Source organism: Microbacterium sp. NPDC058062, from assembly GCF_042885375.1.
GTDB classification, from domain to species: Bacteria; Actinomycetota; Actinomycetes; order Actinomycetales; family Microbacteriaceae; genus Microbacterium; species Microbacterium trichothecenolyticum_C.
In genome coordinates, this window is record NZ_JBHVSC010000003.1 from 639,881 (window position 1) to 657,982 (window position 18,102).

Sequence of the window (18,102 nt, forward strand, 5' to 3'; positions counted from 1 at the left end):
GGGTCAGAAGCCCGGGATGAGGCTCACGACGAGGTCGATGAGCTTGATGCCGATGAAGGGGGCGATCACGCCGCCGAGCCCGTAGACGAGCAGGTTGCGGCTGAGGATCTGCGAGGCGCTCGCGGGGCGGTACTTCACGCCCCGCAGCGCGAGCGGGATGAGGATCACGATGATCACGGCGTTGAAGATGATCGCGCTCGTGACCGCCGACGCCGGCGACGAGAGCTGCATGACGTTGAGCGCCGCGAGGCCGGGGAACACCCCCATGAACATCGCCGGGATGATCGCGAAGTACTTCGCGATGTCGTTGGCCAGCGAGAAGGTGGTGAGGGCGCCGCGCGTGATCAGCAGCTGCTTGCCGATGCGCACGATGTCGATGAGCTTCGTCGGGTCGGAATCGAGGTCGACCATGTTGCCGGCCTCCTTCGCGGCGGAGGTGCCGGTGTTCATCGCGACGCCGACGTCGGCCTGTGCGAGCGCGGGGGCGTCGTTGGTGCCGTCGCCGGTCATCGCGACGAGGTTGCCGCCCTCCTGCTCCGCGCGGATCAGTGCGAGCTTGTCCTCCGGCGTCGCCTCGGCGAGGTAGTCGTCGACGCCCGCCTCCTTCGCGATGGCCGCGGCCGTCAGGGGGTTGTCGCCCGTGATCATGACCGTGCGGATGCCCATCGACCGCAGCTCGTCGAACCGCTCGCGCAGGCCGTCCTTGACGATGTCCTTGAGGTGGATCACCCCGAGCACGCGCCCCGCGCCGGAGGGATCGAGCTCGGCGACGACGAGCGGCGTGCCGCCCGACTGCGCGATGGCGTCGGTCTCGCTCGTCAGCTGAGCGCGCATCGCAGTCGGGACGTCGGATCCGGATGCTGCGAGCCACGCGATCACGGCAGACCCGGCGCCCTTGCGCACCTGCGTGCCGTCCGCGAGGTCGACGCCGCTCATGCGGGTCTGGGCAGTGAAGGGGACGACGGTGGAGCCGGCGGGCTCGCTGACGTGGATCCCGCGCACCGCTGCCAGCTCGACCACCGAGACGCCCTCGGGGGTGGGGTCGGCGAGCGACGAGAGCGCGGCTGCCCGTGCGAGCTCGTCCTCGCCGACGCCCGGCATCGCGACGAAGTCGGAGGCGCGGCGGTTGCCGTAGGTGATCGTGCCCGTCTTGTCGAGGAGCAGCGTCGTGACATCGCCCGCGGCCTCGACGGCGCGGCCGGACATCGCCAGCACGTTGCGCTGCACCAGGCGGTCCATGCCGGCGATGCCTATGGCCGAGAGCAGTGCCCCGATCGTGGTCGGGATGAGGCACACCAGCAGCGCGATCAGCACCGGGATGCTCACGGGCGCTCCCTCGGCGAAGCTCTCGTTCGACGCAGTGGCGTAGGACGCGATCGGGTTGAGGGTCAGCACCACGATCACGAACACGATCGACAGGCTCGCGAGCAGGATGTTGAGCGCGACCTCGTTGGGCGTCTTCTGCCGCGCGGCGCCCTCGACGAGGGCGATCATGCGGTCGACGAACGTCTCGCCCGGCTTCGACGTGATGCGCACGACGATGCGGTCCGACAGCACGCGGGTGCCGCCGGTGACGGCGGAGCGGTCTCCACCCGACTCGCGGACGACCGGCGCGGACTCGCCCGTGATCGCCGACTCGTCGACGGTCGCGATCCCGGCGACGATGTCGCCGTCGCCCGGGATCAGCTCGCCGGCCGACACGATCACGACGTCACCGAGCTTCAGATCGGACGAGGAGACCTCGACCGTCTCGGTGCGCTCGGCGGCAGCATCCGCGATCCCGTCGTAGGCGGTGACGCGACGCGCCATGGTCGACGTGCGGGTCTTTCGCAGAGACGCGGCCTGGGCCTTGCCGCGGCCTTCGGCCACCGACTCCGCGAGGTTCGCGAAGAGCACCGTGAGCCACAGCCACACGGCGATGCCCCACGTGAAGCCGAAGGGCACCGCGGTGCCGCCGGACTGCTCTGGGCCTCCCAGGAACGGCTCGGCGATCGCGATCGCGGTGGTGAGGGCGGCACCCACCCACACCAGGAACATGACGGGGTTGCGCCACAGCGCCGCGGGGTTGAGCTTGCGCAGCGCGCCGGGCACGGCCGCCCACAGCTGGGCCGCACTGAACGCCCGGGAGGACGGCTTCGGCGGCTTCGGCGAGACGGTGCCCGCGATGGGATGCGCCGTGGATTCCACCTCCGCGGTCGTTGAGCGAGCGAAGCGAGACGAAACGTCAGTGGACATGGTTCAGACGAGCCCTTCCGCCAGGGGACCCAGCGTGAGAACGGGGAAGTAGGTGAGAGCGGTGATGACGACCGCGACGACGGCGAGGAGGCCGACGAACTGCGGGCGATGCGTGGGGAGGGTGCCGGCCGTCGAGGGCACCGGCGTCTGGGCGGCGAGCGAGCCGGCCAGGGCGAGTACCAGCACGATCGGCAGGAACCGTCCGAGCAGCATCGCGACGCCGAGCGCCGTGTTGAGCCACGGGGTGTTCGCGGTGAGCCCCGCGAACGCCGAACCGTTGTTGTTGGCCGCCGAGGTGAACGCGTAGAGCACCTCGCCGAGGCCGTGGACGCCCGGGTTCCAGATCGAGGTCGACTCCATGTCGGACCGGATCGCGGGGATGCCGAAGCTCAGCGCCGTGCCCGCGAGCACGAGCGCGGGCGTCACGAGGATGTACAGGCTCGCGAGCTTGACCTCTGTCGGCCCGATCTTCTTGCCGAGGTACTCGGGCGTGCGTCCGACGAGGAGCCCGCCGACGAACACCGCGATGACGGCCAGCACGAGCATGCCGTAGAGGCCCGACCCGACGCCGCCGGGGGCGACCTCGCCGAGCATCATGTTGATCATCGGGATCATGCCGCCGAGCGCGGTGTACGAGTCGTGCATCGAGTTCACCGCGCCGGTCGAGGTGAGCGTGGTCGCTCCGGCGAAGAGGGTCGAGCCCCAGATGCCGAAGCGCGCCTCCTTGCCCTCCATCGCGGCGCCGGCGAGCTGCGGCGCGGTGCCGAGCCCGAGCGACTCGAGCCACGTCACCGCCGTGATCGACACGACGGCGATCGTGCTCATGACGGCGAGGATCGCGTACCCCTGGCGGTCGTCGTTCACCATCCGTCCGAACGCCCGCGGCAGCGCGAACGGGATCGCCAGGATCAGCAGGATCTCGAGCACGTTCGACCACGGTGTGGGGTTCTCGAACGGGTGCGCGGAGTTGGCGTTGAAGAAGCCGCCGCCGTTCGTGCCGAGGAGCTTGATGGCCTCCTGCGAGGCGACCGGCCCGCCCGGGATCGACTGCGTGCCGCCCGCCACGGTGCCGACGTCGACGAACCCGTTGACGTTCTGCACCACGCCCGCGATCACGAGCGCGATCGCCGAGACGACGGCGAGCGGCAGCAGCAGCCGAGTGATTCCACGCGTCAGGTCGACCCAGAAGTTGCCGATCGTCGCGGACCCGCGCCGCGCGAAACCACGGACGAGCGCGACGGCGACGGCGATGCCGACGGCCGCCGACACGAAGTTCTGAACGGCCAGGCCTGCGAGCTGCACGGTGTAGCCCATGGTCAGCTCGGGGGAGTAGGACTGCCAGTTCGTGTTGGTCACGAACGACACCGCGGTGTTGAACGCGAGGCCCTCCGGCACGGCGGGGAGGCCCAGCGAGTACGGCAGCACGGCCTGGAAGCGCTGCAGCGCGTAGACGAAGAGCACGCCAACGGCGGAGAAGGCGAGCACGCCGCGCAGGTAGGCCTGCCACGTCTGCTCCGAGCGGGGGTCGACGCCGACGAGCCGGTACATGCCGCGCTCGACGCGCCAGTCCTTGTCCGCGGTGTAGATGCGGGCGATCCAGTCGCCCAGCGGCCGGTAGAGGAGCGCGAGGATCAGGAGGACCGTGGCGATCTGGAGGACGCCGGTCCACACGGTGGCGGCGTCCATCAGAACTTCTCCGGCTTCACGAGCGCGACGACGAGGTAGACGGTCGCGGCGAGGCCGAGGGCCGCGCCGACGAGTGAGAAGACGATCATCCCCACGCCTCTCCGCTCGTCGCTTCGCGCCGGGCGGAGCCTCGGGCGCGTGGGCCCAGCTTCTCCACCGCCTTGGCGACGAGTCCGACGAGCGCGAACAGCGCGAGGGTCAGGGCGAGGTAGATGACATCGAGCACAGGGTCTCCTGGAGGGTGCGGTTCAGGTGCGGATTCGACGCAACTCCGGGACGGATGCTGCAGCCGCCGTCCTCACGGAATCCGAACGCCGTCGCGCCCGACGCTCACGGGTCCCTGACGCGGCGTTGACATGACACCACACTGATGTCACTCTGACGTCATGCAGATCGCGACCCATGTCGAGGAGCTCCAGCGTCAGCTCGCCGCCGCCGCGAGCCCCGATGATTCCGAAGTCACGGCGCGTCTCGCGGCGGCGCTCGAGCCCGCGGTGCGGCTCGTGATCCTCGAGGCGCTGTCCGAGGCGGCGGGCGAGATCACGCGGGAGCTCGCGCCGGGGTCCGTCGACGTGCGCCTGCGCGGGCGCGACGTCGACTTCGTCGTCGCACGGCCGCGGGCCGAGCCCGCGACCGAGGTCGCCGCGAACCCCAGCGGTCCCGTCGTGCTCGCGGCCGCGGCATCCGATGATCCCGATGACGCCACCGCACGCACCACCCTGCGCCTGCCTGATTCGCTCAAGGCGCGCGCCGAGGCGGCCGCGACCGCCGAGGGGCTCTCGCTCAACACGTGGCTGGTGCGGGCCGTCGCTGCGGCCGTCGAACCCGCACCCGCCGCGGCTCGGGGTTCGAGCTCCGCCTACACCGGCTGGGTGCGCTGATGCCCACGTTCCCGGTGTCGGGCCCGGCGGCCGTGCGCATCGAGCTGCAGATGGGCCGCATCGACCTCGTCGCCGAACGCCGCCGCGACCTCGCCGTCGACGTCGCGCCGGCGAACCCGCACCGCGCGGGCGACCGCAGTGCGGCCGAGGCGGTGCGCGTGACCCAGGCAGGCTCCGACCTGCGCATCGTCGGCCCGGTGCGGTTCAACCTGTTCGGCTCCGGTGACTCCGTCGACGTGTCGGTGCGGATCCCCACCGGTTCTGACGTCTCGCTCGCGCTGAAGTACGGCTCGATCCGCGTCGCGGGCGCAGTCGGCACCGCGCGCATCGCGCTGGACTACGGCGACGCGACCCTCGAGCGCACCGGTCGCGCCGACCTCGGTCTCGGGCACGGCGAGCTGCGCGTCGAGCATGTGCGCGGCGACGCCGACGTCGACATCAAGTCCGGCCGTGCGCGCATCGGCATCGTCGACGGGGCGCTGCGGCTCAAGGGATCGGACGCCGGCATCGACGTCGGCTCGGTCTCGGGCGTCGCCGACATCGCCACGTCGAGCGGTGTCGTGCACCTGGGCGACCCGGGTCCCGCGCTCACGGTGCGGTCCGCCTACGGCCCGGTGCGCATCGGCGACCTCAACGGCGGCACGGCACGGATCGAGGCCTCCTACGGCGCGGTGGACCTCGGCATCCGCTCGGGCACGGCGGCGTGGCTCGACGCGTCGAGCCAGCACGGCGTCGTGCGCAACGAGCTCTCGGCGGCCGCAGGCCCGGTCGAGGGCGAGGCGTCGGTCGAGCTCTACGCCCGTGCCGGGTACGGCGACATCACGGTGCACCGCACGCACCCCGTCGCCGGCGGCGACTGAGTCACGCCCGGGCGGTCGCGTCCTCGAAGGCGACCCACGCGAGCATCGCGCACTTGACGCGCGCGGTGAACTTCGAGACCCCCGACAGGGCCGCGGCGTCGCCGAAGACCTCTTCATCCAGCGCGATCTCGCCGCGTGAGCGCAGCGCCTCGCGGAAGCCTTCGACGAGAGCGGATGCCTCGGCCCGCGGCATCCGTCCCTCCTCCTCGATGAGCGCGGCGAGCATGGACGCCGACGCCTGCGAGATGGAGCAGCCGGCGCCGTCCCAGGTGACCTCGTCGACGGTGGTGCCGTCGTCGGACAGGCGCACGCGGAGCGTGATCTCGTCGCCGCAGATGGGGTTGCGCTGGTACGACGTCGCGACCCGGCCCTCTTCGGCGCCGAGACCCTTGCCGTGCGGGCGCTTGGAGTGGTCGAGGATGAGCTCCTGGTAGAGCGATTCGAGGCCGCTCATGCGCCGGCTCCGAAGAACGCGCGCACACCCGACAGCGCGTCGAGGAACACATCGACGTCGTCCGCGGTGTTGTACAGCGCCGACGACGCGCGCACCGAGGCGGTGAGCCCGAAGCGGCGGTGCAGCGGCTGCGCGCAGTGGTGCCCGACCCGCACGGCCACACCCCGCGCGTCGAGGAACTGGCCCACGTCGTGCGCGTGCACGCCGTCGACGTCGAACGCCCAGAGGCCGACGCGCTCCGCGCCCGGCGCGTCGCCGAGCAGCCGCACGCCGGGGATCGCACGCAGGCCGTCGCCCATGCGCGCTTCGAGCGCCTTCTCGTGCGCGTGCACGGCGTCCATGCCGATGCCGTTCAGGTATCGCACCGCGGCCGCGAGGCCGATCGCCTGCGACACCGGCTGCGTGCCGGCCTCGAAGCGCTGCGGTGGCGGCAGGTACGACGCCTCGTCGAGGGTGACGGTGGTGATCATCGAGCCGCCCGTGAGGAACGGCGGCAGGGCCTCGAGCACGTCGGCGCGGCCGTAGAGGCCTCCGACGCCGTAGGGTCCCAGCATCTTGTGCCCCGAGAAGACCGCGAGGTCGACGCCGAGCGCGGGGAAGTCGAGGGGCAGGTGCGGCGCCGACTGGCAGGCGTCGAGGACGGTCACCGCACCGACGGCCTGCGCCCGGGCGGCGAGCTCGGCGACCGGGTTCACGATGCCCAGCACGTTCGACACGTGCGTGAACGCGACGATCCGCGTGCGCTCGCCGATGAGGGTGGCGGCAGCATCCATGTCCAGCGTGCCGTCGTCATGGACGGGGATGTGGCGCAGCACCGCGCCGGTGCGGGCGGCCAGCTCCTGCCAGGGGATGAGGTTCGCGTGGTGCTCGGTCTCGGTGATGACGATCTCGTCGCCGGGCTTCAGCGCGAAGCGCGCGCTGGCGGGGGCGCCTCGTCCGACCGACGCGTTGCCGATCGCGTAGGCGACGAGGTTGAGGCCGGCGGTCGCGCCGCTCGTCCACACCAGCTGCTCGGGGCGCGCGCCGACGAAGCCGGCCACCGTCGAGCGGGCGTCTTCGAAGAACTCGGTGGCCTCGGCGGCGAGGGTGTGCGCGCCGCGATGCACGGCGGAGTTCGCGCGCGTGAGGAAGTCGACCTCGGCGTCGATGACCGCCTGCGGCTTCTGGCTCGTCGCACCCGAGTCGAGGTACACCAGGCGCTCGCCGTTCACGCGCTGCGCGAGGATCGGGAAGTCCGCGCGCAGGGTGGCGGCGTCCAGGGGCGCGGCCTGGGAGGGGGCGGGGGCGGCAGAGCTCACCCCTCAAGGCTACGCGGGATGCCGCCACTCGGCGCCGGGTGCTCGTTCGGGTCGGGCGCCCGGCGCCGGGGTCAGGGCTTGGTCGAGATCGACGCGTCGGGGGCGTCCGCCTTCTCGGGCGGCCCTCCGGGGCGGACGGCGCGGCGGCTGACGCGATGGACCTCGGGGGATGTGACGCGTCCTGCCCGCTCGTCGCCGGGCAGGACGCGCGACCGGCGTCCGTAGATGAGTTCGGACGAGTCCAGGAGCCACGGCACGAGCGTGATCGATACGCCGTGCACGAGCATGAGCTGCTGCGCGATGCGGCGGGCGCGGCGGTTGTGCAGGATCGACTCCCACCAGTGGCCGACGATGTACTGCGGCAGGTAGACGGTGACGACCGAGGAGCCGTGCTCTTCGCGGTACTTCTTGACGAAGTCGGCGATCGGGCTCGCGTACATGCGGTACGGCGACTCGATGATCTTGAGCGGGATCGGCATGCGGTGCTGGCGCCACTCCGCCTCGAGCGCCGCAGCGTCCTCCTTCGTCACCGAGACGTGCACGGCGAAGGTCTTGTCGTGCTTGGCGGCGAGGGCGTAGTCGACCGCCTTCACGACGGGCTTCTGCAGCCGGTTGACGAGGATGAGGGCGACGTCGCCCGTCGACCCGAAGTGCGTCTGGTCGTCCATCTCGATCTCGTGCTCGACGTCGCGGTAGTAGCGGTGTACGCCGACCATGAGGAACGACAGGATCGGGATCGCGAGGAACACGAGCCACGCGCCGTGCGTGAACTTCGTGATGGTCACGATGACGAGGACGGATGCCGTCATCGTGGCGCCGAGCGAGTTGATGACGAGACCCTTGCGCAGGCCGAAGAGCTCGGTGCGGGCGGAGGCGCTGTGGCGCGCCTCGGCCGGGAGTTCGCGGATGCCGCGGATCCCCCGCATCCAATGCCGGATCATGCCGATCTGGCCGATCGTGAACGAGACGAACACGCCGATGATGTACAGCTGGATCAGGTTGGTGAGGTTGGCCTGGTAGACGACGAGCACGCCGATCGCGACCAGTCCCAGGATGATCATGCCGTTGGAGTAGACGAGGCGGTCGCCGCGGGTGTTGAGGGCCTTGGGCGCGTAGCCGTCGCGGGCGAGCACCGACCCGAGCAGGGGGAAGCCGTTGAAGGCGGTGTTGGCGGCGAGCAGCAGCACCACGGCCGTCGCCGCCTGGATGACGAAGAACGGGATCGAGTTCATGCCGAACACGGCCGACGAGACCTGCGCCATGAGGCTCGGCTGCGGGTTGGAGCAGTCGAAGCCGATGAGGTCGCAGGGGTTCTCGGCGTAGTGCACGCCCGAGACGAGCGCGATCGCGGTCAGTCCCGCGAAGAGCAGGATCGCGATGCCGCCCATCATCGCGAGCGTGGTCTGGGCGTTGCGCACCTTGGGCTTGCGGAACGCCTGCACCCCGTTCGACACGGCCTCGACGCCGGTGAGGGCCGAACAGCCGCTCGAGAAGGCGCGCAGCACGAGCAGGATGACGGCGGCCTGCGTGAGGCTCTCGGTCTGCACCTCGTACTGGGCGCTCGAGGCGACCGGCGGGTTGCCGGTGACGATCTGGAAGAGCCCGACGAGGATCATGAGCCCGACCGAGCCGATGAAGATGTACGTCGGGATCGCGAACGCGCGCGACGCTTCGCGCACACCGCGCAGGTTCACGATGACGATCAGGATGACGAATCCCACGGCCAGCTCGACGCGCCAGGGGTTGAGGCCGGGCAGCGCCGAGATGATGTTGTCGACGCCCGACGCGACCGACACCGCGACCGTGAGCACGTAATCGACGAGCAGCGCGGACGCCACGATGACGCCAGGGACCTCGCCGAGGTTCTTGCGCGCCACCTCGTAGTCGCCGCCGCCGGAGGGATACGCCTTGATGAGCTGCCGGTAGCTGATCACGACGACGATCAGCAGCACGATGACCGCGGCGGCGATCCAGGGCGCGAACGCGAGGAACGCGAGGCCGCCGGTGAGGAGGATGAGGAGGAGCTCCTGGGGCGCGTACGCGACGGACGAGAGCGCGTCGGAGGCGAAGATCGGCAGCGCCATCTTCTTCGGGAGCAGGTGCTCGTCGGAGTCTGTGGACGCGAGCGGGTCGCCGAGGATGAGGCGCTTGGCGATCGGCGTCTCGTCCACCGACTGCTCGCGGCTTTCGTTCGTCACGGCCCGTAAGGCTACTCGTGAGGAGAACGTGAGGATGCATCCAGACGACCATCCTCACGAAATCCATACGGGTGCCTCTCTGGGACACTCGTAGCGTGGACGAGCAGATCATCCTCGGTGTGCTCGCGATCACCCTGGGGGTGGTCGTGGGGGTGCTGCTCTTCGTCCCCTTCGTCGCGCTCAGCTACCGCCGCCGGGGCGGATTCGGCGTCGGCCGCTTCGTGGTGTGGGGCGCCGCGCTCGTCTACGTGATGGCGATCTGGACCTACACGCTCCTGCCGCTCCCCGATCCCGACACGATCGCGTGCACGGGCGTGAACATCGACGTGACGGCGATCGCCGACGACCTCCGCGGAGCCCTCGTGCGCCGCGGCAGCGGCTTCGCGACGGACCCCGCCGTCCTGCAGCTGCTGCTTAACGTCCTGCTCTTCGTGCCGCTCGGGTTCTTCCTCCGCGTACTCGGAGGCCGCGGCGTGATCACCGCCCTGGTCGTCGGCGTCGGGCTGTCGGGCTTCGTCGAGGTCACCCAGCTCACCGGAGTGTGGGGCCTCTACCCCTGCGCCTACCGCGTGTTCGACGTCGACGATCTGCTCACGAACACCCTGGGGGCGGTGCTCGGCTCGCTGCTCGCGCTCGCCGTTCCGCGGCGCTACCGCGGGTCGTCCCGCCTGCCCGACGCGGACCAGCCGCAGCCGGTCACGCGCGGCCGGCGCCTGCTGGGCATGCTGTGCGACGGGCTCGCGGCCTGGGTGCTCACCCTCACGGTGGTCGTCGCCGTGCAGCTCGTGCTCTACCTCCTCGGTGCGGACGCCGCCGTGCGCGACGGATCCGCGGCGAACCTCATCGGCTCCGCCGTGCCGATCGTCGTGTGGCTCGTCGCGACGCTGGCGACCGGCGGCACGATCGGCGATCACGCCGTGCAGCTGCGTTTCACCGGCGGGCCGCTCCCGGTGGGGCTCGCGCGCTTCCTGCGCTTCGTCGCCGGCATCGGCGGCTACCTCGTGCTGAACGCGCTCCCCGGCGCCTGGACCTTCGTGGCCTCGGTGTTCGCCGTCGTCTCGATCGTCCTCGTCTTCACGACCGACGGGCGTCGCGGTCTCCCCGGTCTCGCGTCGGGTCAGCGCCTCACCGACGCGCGCGAGCTGGAGGAGCCGGATGCTGCGCCTCCCGGTTCCGCGACGGCCCCCGGCCGCTGACACCGGGGCCGGCGCGCGCAGGCCTGGGGCGACGCGCGGCGCGGGAGTAGAATCCGGCTGATCACCGCCTGGGGTCGTCAGTGTCGACGAGCTGCGGGGATCGGGGGTGCGATATGGCGACCAAGCTGCCCTCCTCCGGAGCCATGCCGGAGGGGCAGGAACCCGGCTGCGACACGTCCGGCCTGATCCTGGTCCACAGGATCTTCCGCTGGCTCTACCGCGAGCTGCCGGAGCTCGTGCGAGGCGTGCCACCGGGCGACGTCGAACGGGCCGCGATCGTCGGCCGGTACGCCCACCTCGACTTCTACGCGCTGCACATGCACCACGAGACCGAGGACGCCGCGCTGTGGGACAGGCTGGTCTCGCGCGACCCCGGCTGCGCGCTGCACGTCGACCAGATGCGCGCGCAGCACGCCGAAGTCGCGTCCCAGCTCGCCCGGATCGAGCCGCAGCTCGAGCCGTGGCTCCGGACGGCGGATGCCACGCTCCGCGACGCGTTCGCCGGCGACATCGAGCATCTGCGCGACACCCTCGTGGTGCATCTGGGGCAGGAGGAGGACGACATCATGCCGGTGGCCGGCGCCGTCCTCTCCCAGCAGGAGTGGGACTGGATGGAGGAGCACACGCGGGCCGAGCTGATGGCGCACCGGAAGGAGCTCGGCAAGGACATCATGTCGCTCCAGCTCGGACTGCTGGTGGCTAGCGTGCCTGAGGCCGAGCGCGACGAGTGGATGCGCGCGAACGTCCCCGCGCCGATCCGGCTGCTGTACCAGCTGCTGATGAAGCGGCAGTACAACAGGGCGATGCGGGAGCTCTACCCCGACCGCCCGGTTCCCGCGATGGTGTGACGGCCATGTGGAGACGCGTGACGCTGGACGTGCATCTCGACCACCCGCCCGCTCGCGTGTTCCCGTACTTCGCCGACCCCGGCACGTGGCACGACTGGGCGCCCGCGGTCGAGCTCCGCCGGCGCGTCGGCGACGGGCCGGCGAGCGTGGGCAGCCGCTGGACGGCGGTCGACCACATCATCGGCCCGTTCCGCGTCCACTTCGAGGACGTGCTCGAGGTCGTCGAGCCCGACGAGCGGGTCGTGTGGCACTCCACCTCACCGTGGAACTCGCGCGTCGAGTACGCCTGCTCCGCCGAGGATCGCGGGACGCGCGTGCGCGCCGACTACGGGGGCGACGTGGCGGGGTGGCTGCGGCTGGTTGCGCTGCTCCCCACGTTCGTCCTTGCCCGCATCCTCATGCGCGACTTCCGCGGTCTCCAGCGACTGCTCGACGCCGAGGATGCCCGCGCCGGAGCCGTCGCCGAACCCGCCTGACGTGCTCCGCGAGAAGGGCCGGAGGGAACGGATGCTGCGGCCCGCAGCATCCGTCCGCCGTCTACGCCGTCGGCGTGCCGAGGAACTCCCGCGCGGCGACCACGAGCGCGTCGACGCCGCGGCTCAGCGTGGGCTGGAGCACCGGGGCGAAGAAGGGCGAGTGGTTGGTCGGGATGTCGCGCTCGACCGTGCCGGCGGCGGTGGCCTCGGCGAACTTCGCCGGGTCGACGCCGCCCCAGAACCAGAACACCAGCGGCACGCCCGCCTCGCGGGCGAACCACGAGACATCCTCGCTGCCGGTGAACATGCCCGGGTCGATGACGGTGCCGTCGCCGAACGCGCCGTCGAACGCGGCGGTCAGGCGCGCGGTCGCCTCGGCGTCGTTGATGGTCGGGGGGAGCGTGTGGTCGGTGACGATGACCGGCGGCTCCTCCGCCCCCGAGGCCTGCGCCTCGGCGCGGACGATGCGCTCCACCTTCTCGAGCACGCGGGCACGAGCCTCGTCGTCGGGGTAGCGCAGGCTCAGCTCGAGCTTCGCCTCGGCCGGGATGATGTTGTTCTTGAGGCCCGCGTGGATCGACCCGACCGTGACGACTGCGACGTCGCGCGGGTCGACCTCGCGCGACACGATCGTCTGCAGCCGCATGACGGTGGCCGCCGCCATGACCACGGGGTCGATCGTCGCCTGCGGGCGCGAGCCGTGGCCGCCGCGGCCCAGCAGCGTGACCGTGAGGCCGTCGGACGCCGCCATCTGCGTGCCGCTGCGCACGCCGATGGTGCCGGCGGGGAGCGGGGTGACGTGCTGGCCGAGCACGATGTCGGGCTTCGGGAAGCGGTCGAGCACGCCGTCGGCGATCATCGCCTGCGATCCCGCGCCGTACTCCTCGGCGGGCTGGAAGACGGCGACGATCGTGCCCGACCACTCGTCCTTCGTGGCGACCAGGCGCTCGAGGGCGCCGAGCAGCGAGGTGACGTGCATGTCGTGCCCGCACGCGTGCATCACGGGCACGTCGTTGCCCGCCGGGTCGGTGCCGCGGGCGGTGCTCGCGTAGTCGAGACCGGTCTGCTCGGGCACCGGCAGCGCGTCCATGTCGGCCCGCAGCCACACGACGGGACCTTCGCCGTTGCGGATCACCCCGGCGACGCCGGTCTTGCCGATCCCCTCCTCGAACTCGACGCCGAGCCCGGTCAGGTGCTGTGCGATCACCCCCGCCGTGCGGGTCTCCTGGAAGGACAGTTCCGGATGCCGGTGCAGATCGACGTAGATCGCTTCGAGGTCGAGGGTCATGCGGTCGAGCCTATCCCCGGGGTGCCGGACCCCCGGATCGGTGCCGCCCCGCATCGTGTCCGGGCGGGGCGGGGCGGGGCGGGGCGGGCCGGGATCACCACACCAGCTGGTCGCGGCGCCTGATGAGGTACGCGCGTTCGGCGGGGTTGCCGGCGAGCTCCACGGCACGGTCGTAGGCCGACCGCGCCTCCTCGCTCCGCCCGAGCCGGCGGAGGAGGTCGGCGCGCGCGGCGTGGAAGGCGTGATACCCGTCGAGAGGTCCGCCGAGCCGGTCGAGCTCCGCGAGTGCGACGTCGGGACCGTCGATCTCGGCGACCGCGATGGCGCGGTTGAGTCGCACGATGGCGGACGGATCGGCGCCGAGCAGGCGGTCGTAGAGGGTGACGATCTGCGACCAGTCGGTGTCGCGGGCGGACGGGGCGGCGGTGTGCACCGCGTTGATCGCGGCGAGCAGCTGGTAGCGCCCCGGCGGCTCCCCGCCGGCGGCGACCGCGGCGATCCGCTCCCGGACCAGCGCGTGGCCCTCGACGATCAGATCGCGACTCCATGCCCCGCGATCCTGCTCTTCCAAGGTCACGAGCTCGCCCGTGCGGGACACGCGTGCCGTCCGCCGTGCGTCGATGAGCAGCATCAGCGCGAGGAGTCCGGTCACCTCGCCCTCATCGGGAAGAAGAGCGCGCAGCAGCCGGCCCAGACGGATGGCCTCGTCGCTCAGGTCCGCCCGCATCGGATCGTCGCCGCCGGTCGCCAGGTAGCCCTCGTTGAAGATGAGGTAGACCACGGCGAGCACGCCGGCGAGCCGCTCGCGGAGATCGGTCGCCGACGGCACCCGGTAGGGGACGTGTGCCGCCGCGATCTTCGTCTTCGCGCGGGTGATCCGTCGCGCCATCGTGGTCTCCGGGACGAAGAAGGCGCGGGCGATCTCGGCGACCGTGAGTCCGCCCAGCAGCCGCAGCGTCAGCGCGACCCTGGCCTGCATGCCGAGGACGGGATGACAGCAGGTGAAGATCAGCCGGAGCCGGTCGTCGTCGACCGGTCCCGTCGGCTCGGGAGGAGCGTCGTCGGACAGCATCTGCGCCGCCTTGTGCTTGTCGTCGCGGCGAGACTCGCGTCTCAGCCGGTCGATCGCCTTGCGCGTCGCGGTGGTGGTGAGCCACGCACCCGGGTTCGGGGGCACGCCGTCACGCGGCCAGCGCTCCACGGCGACCGTGAACGCCTCCGCGGCGGCGTCCTCGGCGAGGTCGAGATCGCCGAAGCGGCGGGCGAGGCCTGCCACCACCCGCGCCCACTCCTCGCGATGGGCGCGGGTGATCGCCTCAGCGACGGCGGGGCTGGTCACGAATCGGACGCGTGCCGCTCCACGATCTCCGTCATGTCGGAGGGGAAGCGGTGCACTTCCTGCGGCCAGTCCAGGGCAACGGCCAGTCGTCCCGCCCAGTAGCGGGCAGCCTCGTCGTCGGGCACGTCGATTGCGGTGAAGCCGCCGAGATGCTCTTTCGTCTCGACGAACGGCCCGTCGGTGAAGACCGGCTCGCCGTTCTCGCTGACGACGCTGCAGACCGCGGTCGAGGCGTCGATGCCCCCCTCCGCGAAGAGGAAGACGCCCGCGCTCGTCATCTCCTCGAGCAGCGCCCGCGAGGCCTCGCTCTTGCTCCGCAGCTGGTCGGCCGTGTGCAGGGGCACCCACTCGTCGTTGAATGCGATCAGGTACTTCGGCATTGTCGTCTCCTCTTCATCGGGACGAGGACCCCGTCATGGATCCTCCGTCGCGGTGCCCGAAAGGGCCCGCATACCTGATCCACGAACGGTGAGGCTCGGATACGACACTATTCCCGAGATCGATCCCGAGGTCGATGAGGAGACCGCGACGTGGTCACTGCGGCAGGCGCGCCGTGGATCCTCGCACGATGAGCTCGAAGGGCAGCTCGCCCGGCCGGTGCGTCGGAGTCTCGGCATCGGTCGACTCCAGCGCCTCGAGGATGGCGTCCGCGGCGCGCTCGCCCTGGCCGAGGGGGAACTGGTCGACCGTCGTGAGGCGGAAGAACTCGCCGAGCTCGTGGCCGTCGATGCCGATGACCGACAGGTCCTCGGGAACCCGATAGCCGAGCTCGCGGGCCGCGAGGAGCGCCCCGATCGCCATCTCATCGGATGCCGCGAAGATCGCGGTCGGCCGGCTCCCGGGCTTGCCCAGCAGCTGCTTCGCGGCGCGGAAGCCGCCCTCGATGGTGAAGTCGGCGGGCTCGAACAGGGACGGGCTGACCTCGATGCCGGCGTCGGCCAGCGCCAGTTCGAACCCCTGCCGGCGCTGCGTCGGGATGTGGAAGTCGATGTCGAACTCGGGGCTCGCGCCGATATGCGCGATCCGCCGATGGCCGAGCGCGAGCAGGTGCTCGGTGGCCAGCCGCGCCACGGCGACGTCGTCGACGGTGAGGGTCGTGAGCAGCGGATTGGGTCCGCCGATCGCGATCACCGGCAGGTCGAGCTCGACGAGACGCTCGGTCTCCTCTTGGCCGAGCTCGAGCGAGATCGCGATGACCCCGTCCACGCGCTGGCGCCGCAGGAACGTGTCGAAGATGTCGTGCCGCTCGCCGCGGTCGGCGGTGAGGCTGTAGAGCGTGATGTCGTAGCCGCGGCGCATGAGCGCCGAGGCGATCCCGCTCAGCACGGTCGAGAAGAACCAGCGGTCGAGGAACGGCACCAGCACGCCGATGTTGCGCGTGCGCCCTGAGGCGAGGCTCGACGCGGACGCCGACACCACGTACCCGAGGCTCTTGGCGGCCTCCTCGACCTTCGCCTTCGCGCCCGCCGAGACGTGCCCGCGCCCGCTCAGCGCGCGCGAGACGGTCGCCGTCGAGACCCCCGCCGCGCGGGCGACCTCGTCGATGCTGACCACGTCGTCACCGTACCTTCCCGTAGACCAGCGCGGGTGTCAGGCGGTCTCGATCCAGACCGTCGTGTCGCCCGGGAGCTCGCCATCCGCGACGGGACCGCTGGACGCGATCACGATACCGCCCGGCAGCGCGATCGGCATGGAACCGGTGTTCGCGATGACGGTGACATTCCCGTTGCGGAATGCGACAGCATCCGTGCCGTACCCGTCGATCCACTCGAGCGAACCCGCACCGAGCGACCGTGCCCGGCGCTCGGCGAGCAGCGCGCGGTAGAGCTCGAGGGTTGAGCCCTCGACGCCGGACTGCGCGTCGCGGGCGAGCGTCGCCCACTCGGCGGGCTGGGGCAGCCACGACGCTCCGGACTCGTTGAAGCCGTACGCCGGGGCATCCGCGTTCCACGGGATCGGAACGCGGCAGCCGTCGCGGCCGTACCGCTCGCCGTTCGTGCGGAACCACGTCGGGTCCTGACGGGCGTCGCCGGGGATGTCGATGACCTCGGGCAGGCCGAGCTCCTCGCCCTGGTAGAGGTAGGCGGAGCCCGGGAGGGCGAGCATGAGGGTCGTGGCGGCGCGGGCGCGGGCGAGTCCGACCTCGCGGATCGGCTGACCGGGGGAGTCCGGGCCGATGCCGTGACCCTGGGGGTTCTCGGCCGTGAGGGCGAGACGCGACGCGTGGCGCACGACGTCGTGGTTCGAGAGGACCCACGTCGAGGGAGCGCCGACGCCCGGGAACGCGTCGAGCGACACGTCGATGACCTCGCGGAGGTCGGCGGCGTTCCACTTCGTCTCGAGGTACGGGAAGTTGAAGGCCTGGTGCATCTCGTCCGAGCGCACCCACTGGGCGGTGCGCGCGGCGGTGGGCAGCCACGCCTCGGCGGCGAGGGCCCGGTCGCCCTGGTACTCCTCGAGGATCTTGCGCCAGTCGCGGTAGACCTCGTGCACGGCGTCCTGGCCCCAGTACGGGACGTTCTCGGCTTCGCCGCCCATGGAGCCGGCCTCGGGGTTCGGGATGTAGTCCGGCAGCCCCTCGGCCTTCACCAGGCCGTGGGCGACGTCCACGCGGAAGCCGTCGACGCCGCGGTCGAGCCAGAAGCGCAGGATGCGGCGGAACTCCTCGCGCACCTCCTCGTTCGACCAGTCGAAGTCGGGTTGCGACGAGTCGAAGAGGTGCAGGTACCACTGGCCGGGCCGGCCGTCGGCCTCGACCACGCGCGTCCACGCCGGGCCGCCGAAGACGGACTCCCAGTTGTTGGGCGGCAGCTCGCCGTTCTCGCCCTTGCCGTCGCGGAACATGTAGCGCGCGCGCTCGGCGCTGTGGGGAGCGGCGGCGAGGGCCTGCTGGAACCACTCGTGCTGGTCGGACGAGTGGTTCGGGACGAGATCGACGATGACACGGATGCTGCGCTCATGCGCCGCGGCCAGCATGTCGTCGAAGTCGGCCAGGGTGCCGAAGAGCGGGTCGACGTCGCAGTAGTCGCTGACGTCGTAGCCGGCGTCCTTCTGGGGCGAGCGCTGGAACGGGCTCAGCCAGATGGCGTCGATGCCGAGGTGCGCGAGGTCGTCGAGGTGCGAGGTGATGCCCGGGAGGTCGCCGATGCCGTCGCCCGACGCGTCTGCGAAGGAGCGCGGGTAGATCTGGTAGATGACGGCGGTGCGCCACCACTCGCCGCCGACGGTGGTGAGGAACGCGTCCGTGCGCTCGATGGTCTCTGCGGAAGTCATCCGGCCAGCATACTGCAAGCGCTTACACTCCCTCGTAACGAAAGACGCACAGGGGCCGGGCGTAGGGTTG

The 18,102-nt window shown here is 71.2% G+C and carries 17 protein-coding genes; 5 read left to right on the forward strand and 12 right to left on the reverse strand.

Annotated features, from left to right (window positions below):
• Positions 1 to 3 precede the first annotated feature (3 nt).
• The 4 genes from kdpB to ACFVSU_RS12030 are packed head-to-tail and all read right to left on the reverse strand — an operon-like array spanning position 4 to position 4,147.
• Positions 4 to 2,235, reverse strand: coding sequence for a potassium-transporting ATPase subunit KdpB (gene kdpB / locus ACFVSU_RS12015; protein WP_387142779.1), 2,232 nt, complete (start codon positions 2,233 to 2,235; stop codon positions 4 to 6).
• 3 nt (positions 2,236 to 2,238) lie between these two features.
• Entirely contained in the window at positions 2,239 to 3,921 is a 1,683-nt protein-coding gene (gene kdpA, locus ACFVSU_RS12020; RefSeq protein ID WP_387142782.1) for a potassium-transporting ATPase subunit KdpA, read from the reverse strand.
• Positions 3,921 to 4,010, reverse strand: a complete 90-nt coding sequence (locus ACFVSU_RS12025) for a potassium-transporting ATPase subunit F (protein ID WP_387142785.1) — start codon at positions 4,008 to 4,010, stop codon at positions 3,921 to 3,923. The genes kdpA and ACFVSU_RS12025 overlap by 1 nt, the downstream gene beginning before the upstream one ends.
• Positions 4,007 to 4,147 (reverse strand): hypothetical protein, encoded by a 141-nt coding sequence (locus tag ACFVSU_RS12030; RefSeq protein WP_157005676.1) that lies wholly within the window; start codon positions 4,145 to 4,147, stop codon positions 4,007 to 4,009. Before ACFVSU_RS12030 ends, ACFVSU_RS12025 begins: the two co-directional genes overlap by 4 nt.
• A gap of 160 nt (positions 4,148 to 4,307) precedes the next feature.
• Here ACFVSU_RS12030 and ACFVSU_RS12035 point away from each other — a divergent pair, with 160 nt between their 5' ends.
• Together ACFVSU_RS12035 and ACFVSU_RS12040 are read left to right on the forward strand one after the other, a co-directional pair.
• Positions 4,308 to 4,802: a toxin-antitoxin system HicB family antitoxin gene (locus ACFVSU_RS12035; protein WP_387142788.1), complete on the forward strand. Its 495-nt coding sequence runs from the start codon at positions 4,308 to 4,310 to the stop codon at positions 4,800 to 4,802.
• The gene (locus tag ACFVSU_RS12040; RefSeq protein ID WP_387142791.1) at positions 4,802 to 5,662 is read left to right on the forward strand and encodes a DUF4097 domain-containing protein; all 861 of its coding nucleotides are present in this window, start codon (positions 4,802 to 4,804) and stop codon (positions 5,660 to 5,662) included. The genes ACFVSU_RS12035 and ACFVSU_RS12040 overlap by 1 nt, the downstream gene beginning before the upstream one ends.
• Position 5,663: 1 nt before the next feature.
• On the opposite strand, the gene sufU is transcribed toward ACFVSU_RS12040, so the two are convergent.
• The 3 genes from sufU to ACFVSU_RS12055 form a co-directional block, all read right to left on the reverse strand.
• Positions 5,664 to 6,116 carry a Fe-S cluster assembly sulfur transfer protein SufU gene (sufU, locus tag ACFVSU_RS12045; RefSeq protein WP_387142794.1) on the reverse strand — a complete coding sequence of 151 codons (453 nt, stop codon included), beginning with the start codon at positions 6,114 to 6,116 and terminating at the stop codon, positions 5,664 to 5,666.
• On the reverse strand, positions 6,113 to 7,414 hold the full coding sequence (locus ACFVSU_RS12050) for a cysteine desulfurase (RefSeq protein ID WP_387142796.1): 1,302 nt from the start codon (positions 7,412 to 7,414) through the stop codon (positions 6,113 to 6,115). Before ACFVSU_RS12050 ends, sufU begins: the two co-directional genes overlap by 4 nt.
• A gap of 71 nt (positions 7,415 to 7,485) precedes the next feature.
• On the reverse strand, positions 7,486 to 9,498 hold the full coding sequence (locus tag ACFVSU_RS12055) for an APC family permease (RefSeq protein WP_387143504.1): 2,013 nt from the start codon (positions 9,496 to 9,498) through the stop codon (positions 7,486 to 7,488).
• A gap of 209 nt (positions 9,499 to 9,707) precedes the next feature.
• On the opposite strand from ACFVSU_RS12055, the gene ACFVSU_RS12060 reads away from it, so the two are divergent.
• From ACFVSU_RS12060 to ACFVSU_RS12070, 3 genes are all read left to right on the forward strand, one after another.
• Positions 9,708 to 10,808: a VanZ family protein gene (locus ACFVSU_RS12060; protein WP_387142799.1), complete on the forward strand. Its 1,101-nt coding sequence runs from the start codon at positions 9,708 to 9,710 to the stop codon at positions 10,806 to 10,808.
• A 113-nt stretch (positions 10,809 to 10,921) separates the two neighbouring features.
• A complete protein-coding gene (locus ACFVSU_RS12065) occupies positions 10,922 to 11,656 on the forward strand; it encodes a hemerythrin domain-containing protein (RefSeq protein ID WP_387142802.1) in 735 nt (244 codons plus the stop codon).
• 17 nt (positions 11,657 to 11,673) lie between these two features.
• Positions 11,674 to 12,132 carry an SRPBCC family protein gene (locus tag ACFVSU_RS12070; protein ID WP_387142805.1) on the forward strand — a complete coding sequence of 153 codons (459 nt, stop codon included), beginning with the start codon at positions 11,674 to 11,676 and terminating at the stop codon, positions 12,130 to 12,132.
• Positions 12,133 to 12,193: 61 nt separating this feature from the next.
• Here ACFVSU_RS12070 and ACFVSU_RS12075 read toward each other — a convergent pair whose 3' ends face one another.
• From ACFVSU_RS12075 to ACFVSU_RS12095, 5 genes are all read right to left on the reverse strand, one after another.
• Positions 12,194 to 13,420, reverse strand: coding sequence for an amidohydrolase (locus ACFVSU_RS12075; protein ID WP_387142808.1), 1,227 nt, complete (start codon positions 13,418 to 13,420; stop codon positions 12,194 to 12,196).
• Positions 13,421 to 13,514: 94 nt separating this feature from the next.
• The gene (locus ACFVSU_RS12080; RefSeq protein ID WP_387142810.1) at positions 13,515 to 14,759 is read right to left on the reverse strand and encodes an RNA polymerase sigma factor; all 1,245 of its coding nucleotides are present in this window, start codon (positions 14,757 to 14,759) and stop codon (positions 13,515 to 13,517) included.
• Complete coding sequence (locus ACFVSU_RS12085; RefSeq protein ID WP_387142813.1) at positions 14,756 to 15,139, reverse strand: YciI family protein; 384 nt, start codon at positions 15,137 to 15,139, stop codon at positions 14,756 to 14,758. Before ACFVSU_RS12085 ends, ACFVSU_RS12080 begins: the two co-directional genes overlap by 4 nt.
• Before the next feature lie 154 nt (positions 15,140 to 15,293).
• Positions 15,294 to 16,313 (reverse strand): LacI family DNA-binding transcriptional regulator, encoded by a 1,020-nt coding sequence (locus ACFVSU_RS12090; RefSeq protein WP_387142815.1) that lies wholly within the window; start codon positions 16,311 to 16,313, stop codon positions 15,294 to 15,296.
• A 36-nt stretch (positions 16,314 to 16,349) separates the two neighbouring features.
• Entirely contained in the window at positions 16,350 to 18,032 is a 1,683-nt protein-coding gene (locus ACFVSU_RS12095) for a glycoside hydrolase family 13 protein (RefSeq protein ID WP_387142818.1), read from the reverse strand.
• Between the last annotated feature and the right edge of the window lie 70 nt (positions 18,033 to 18,102).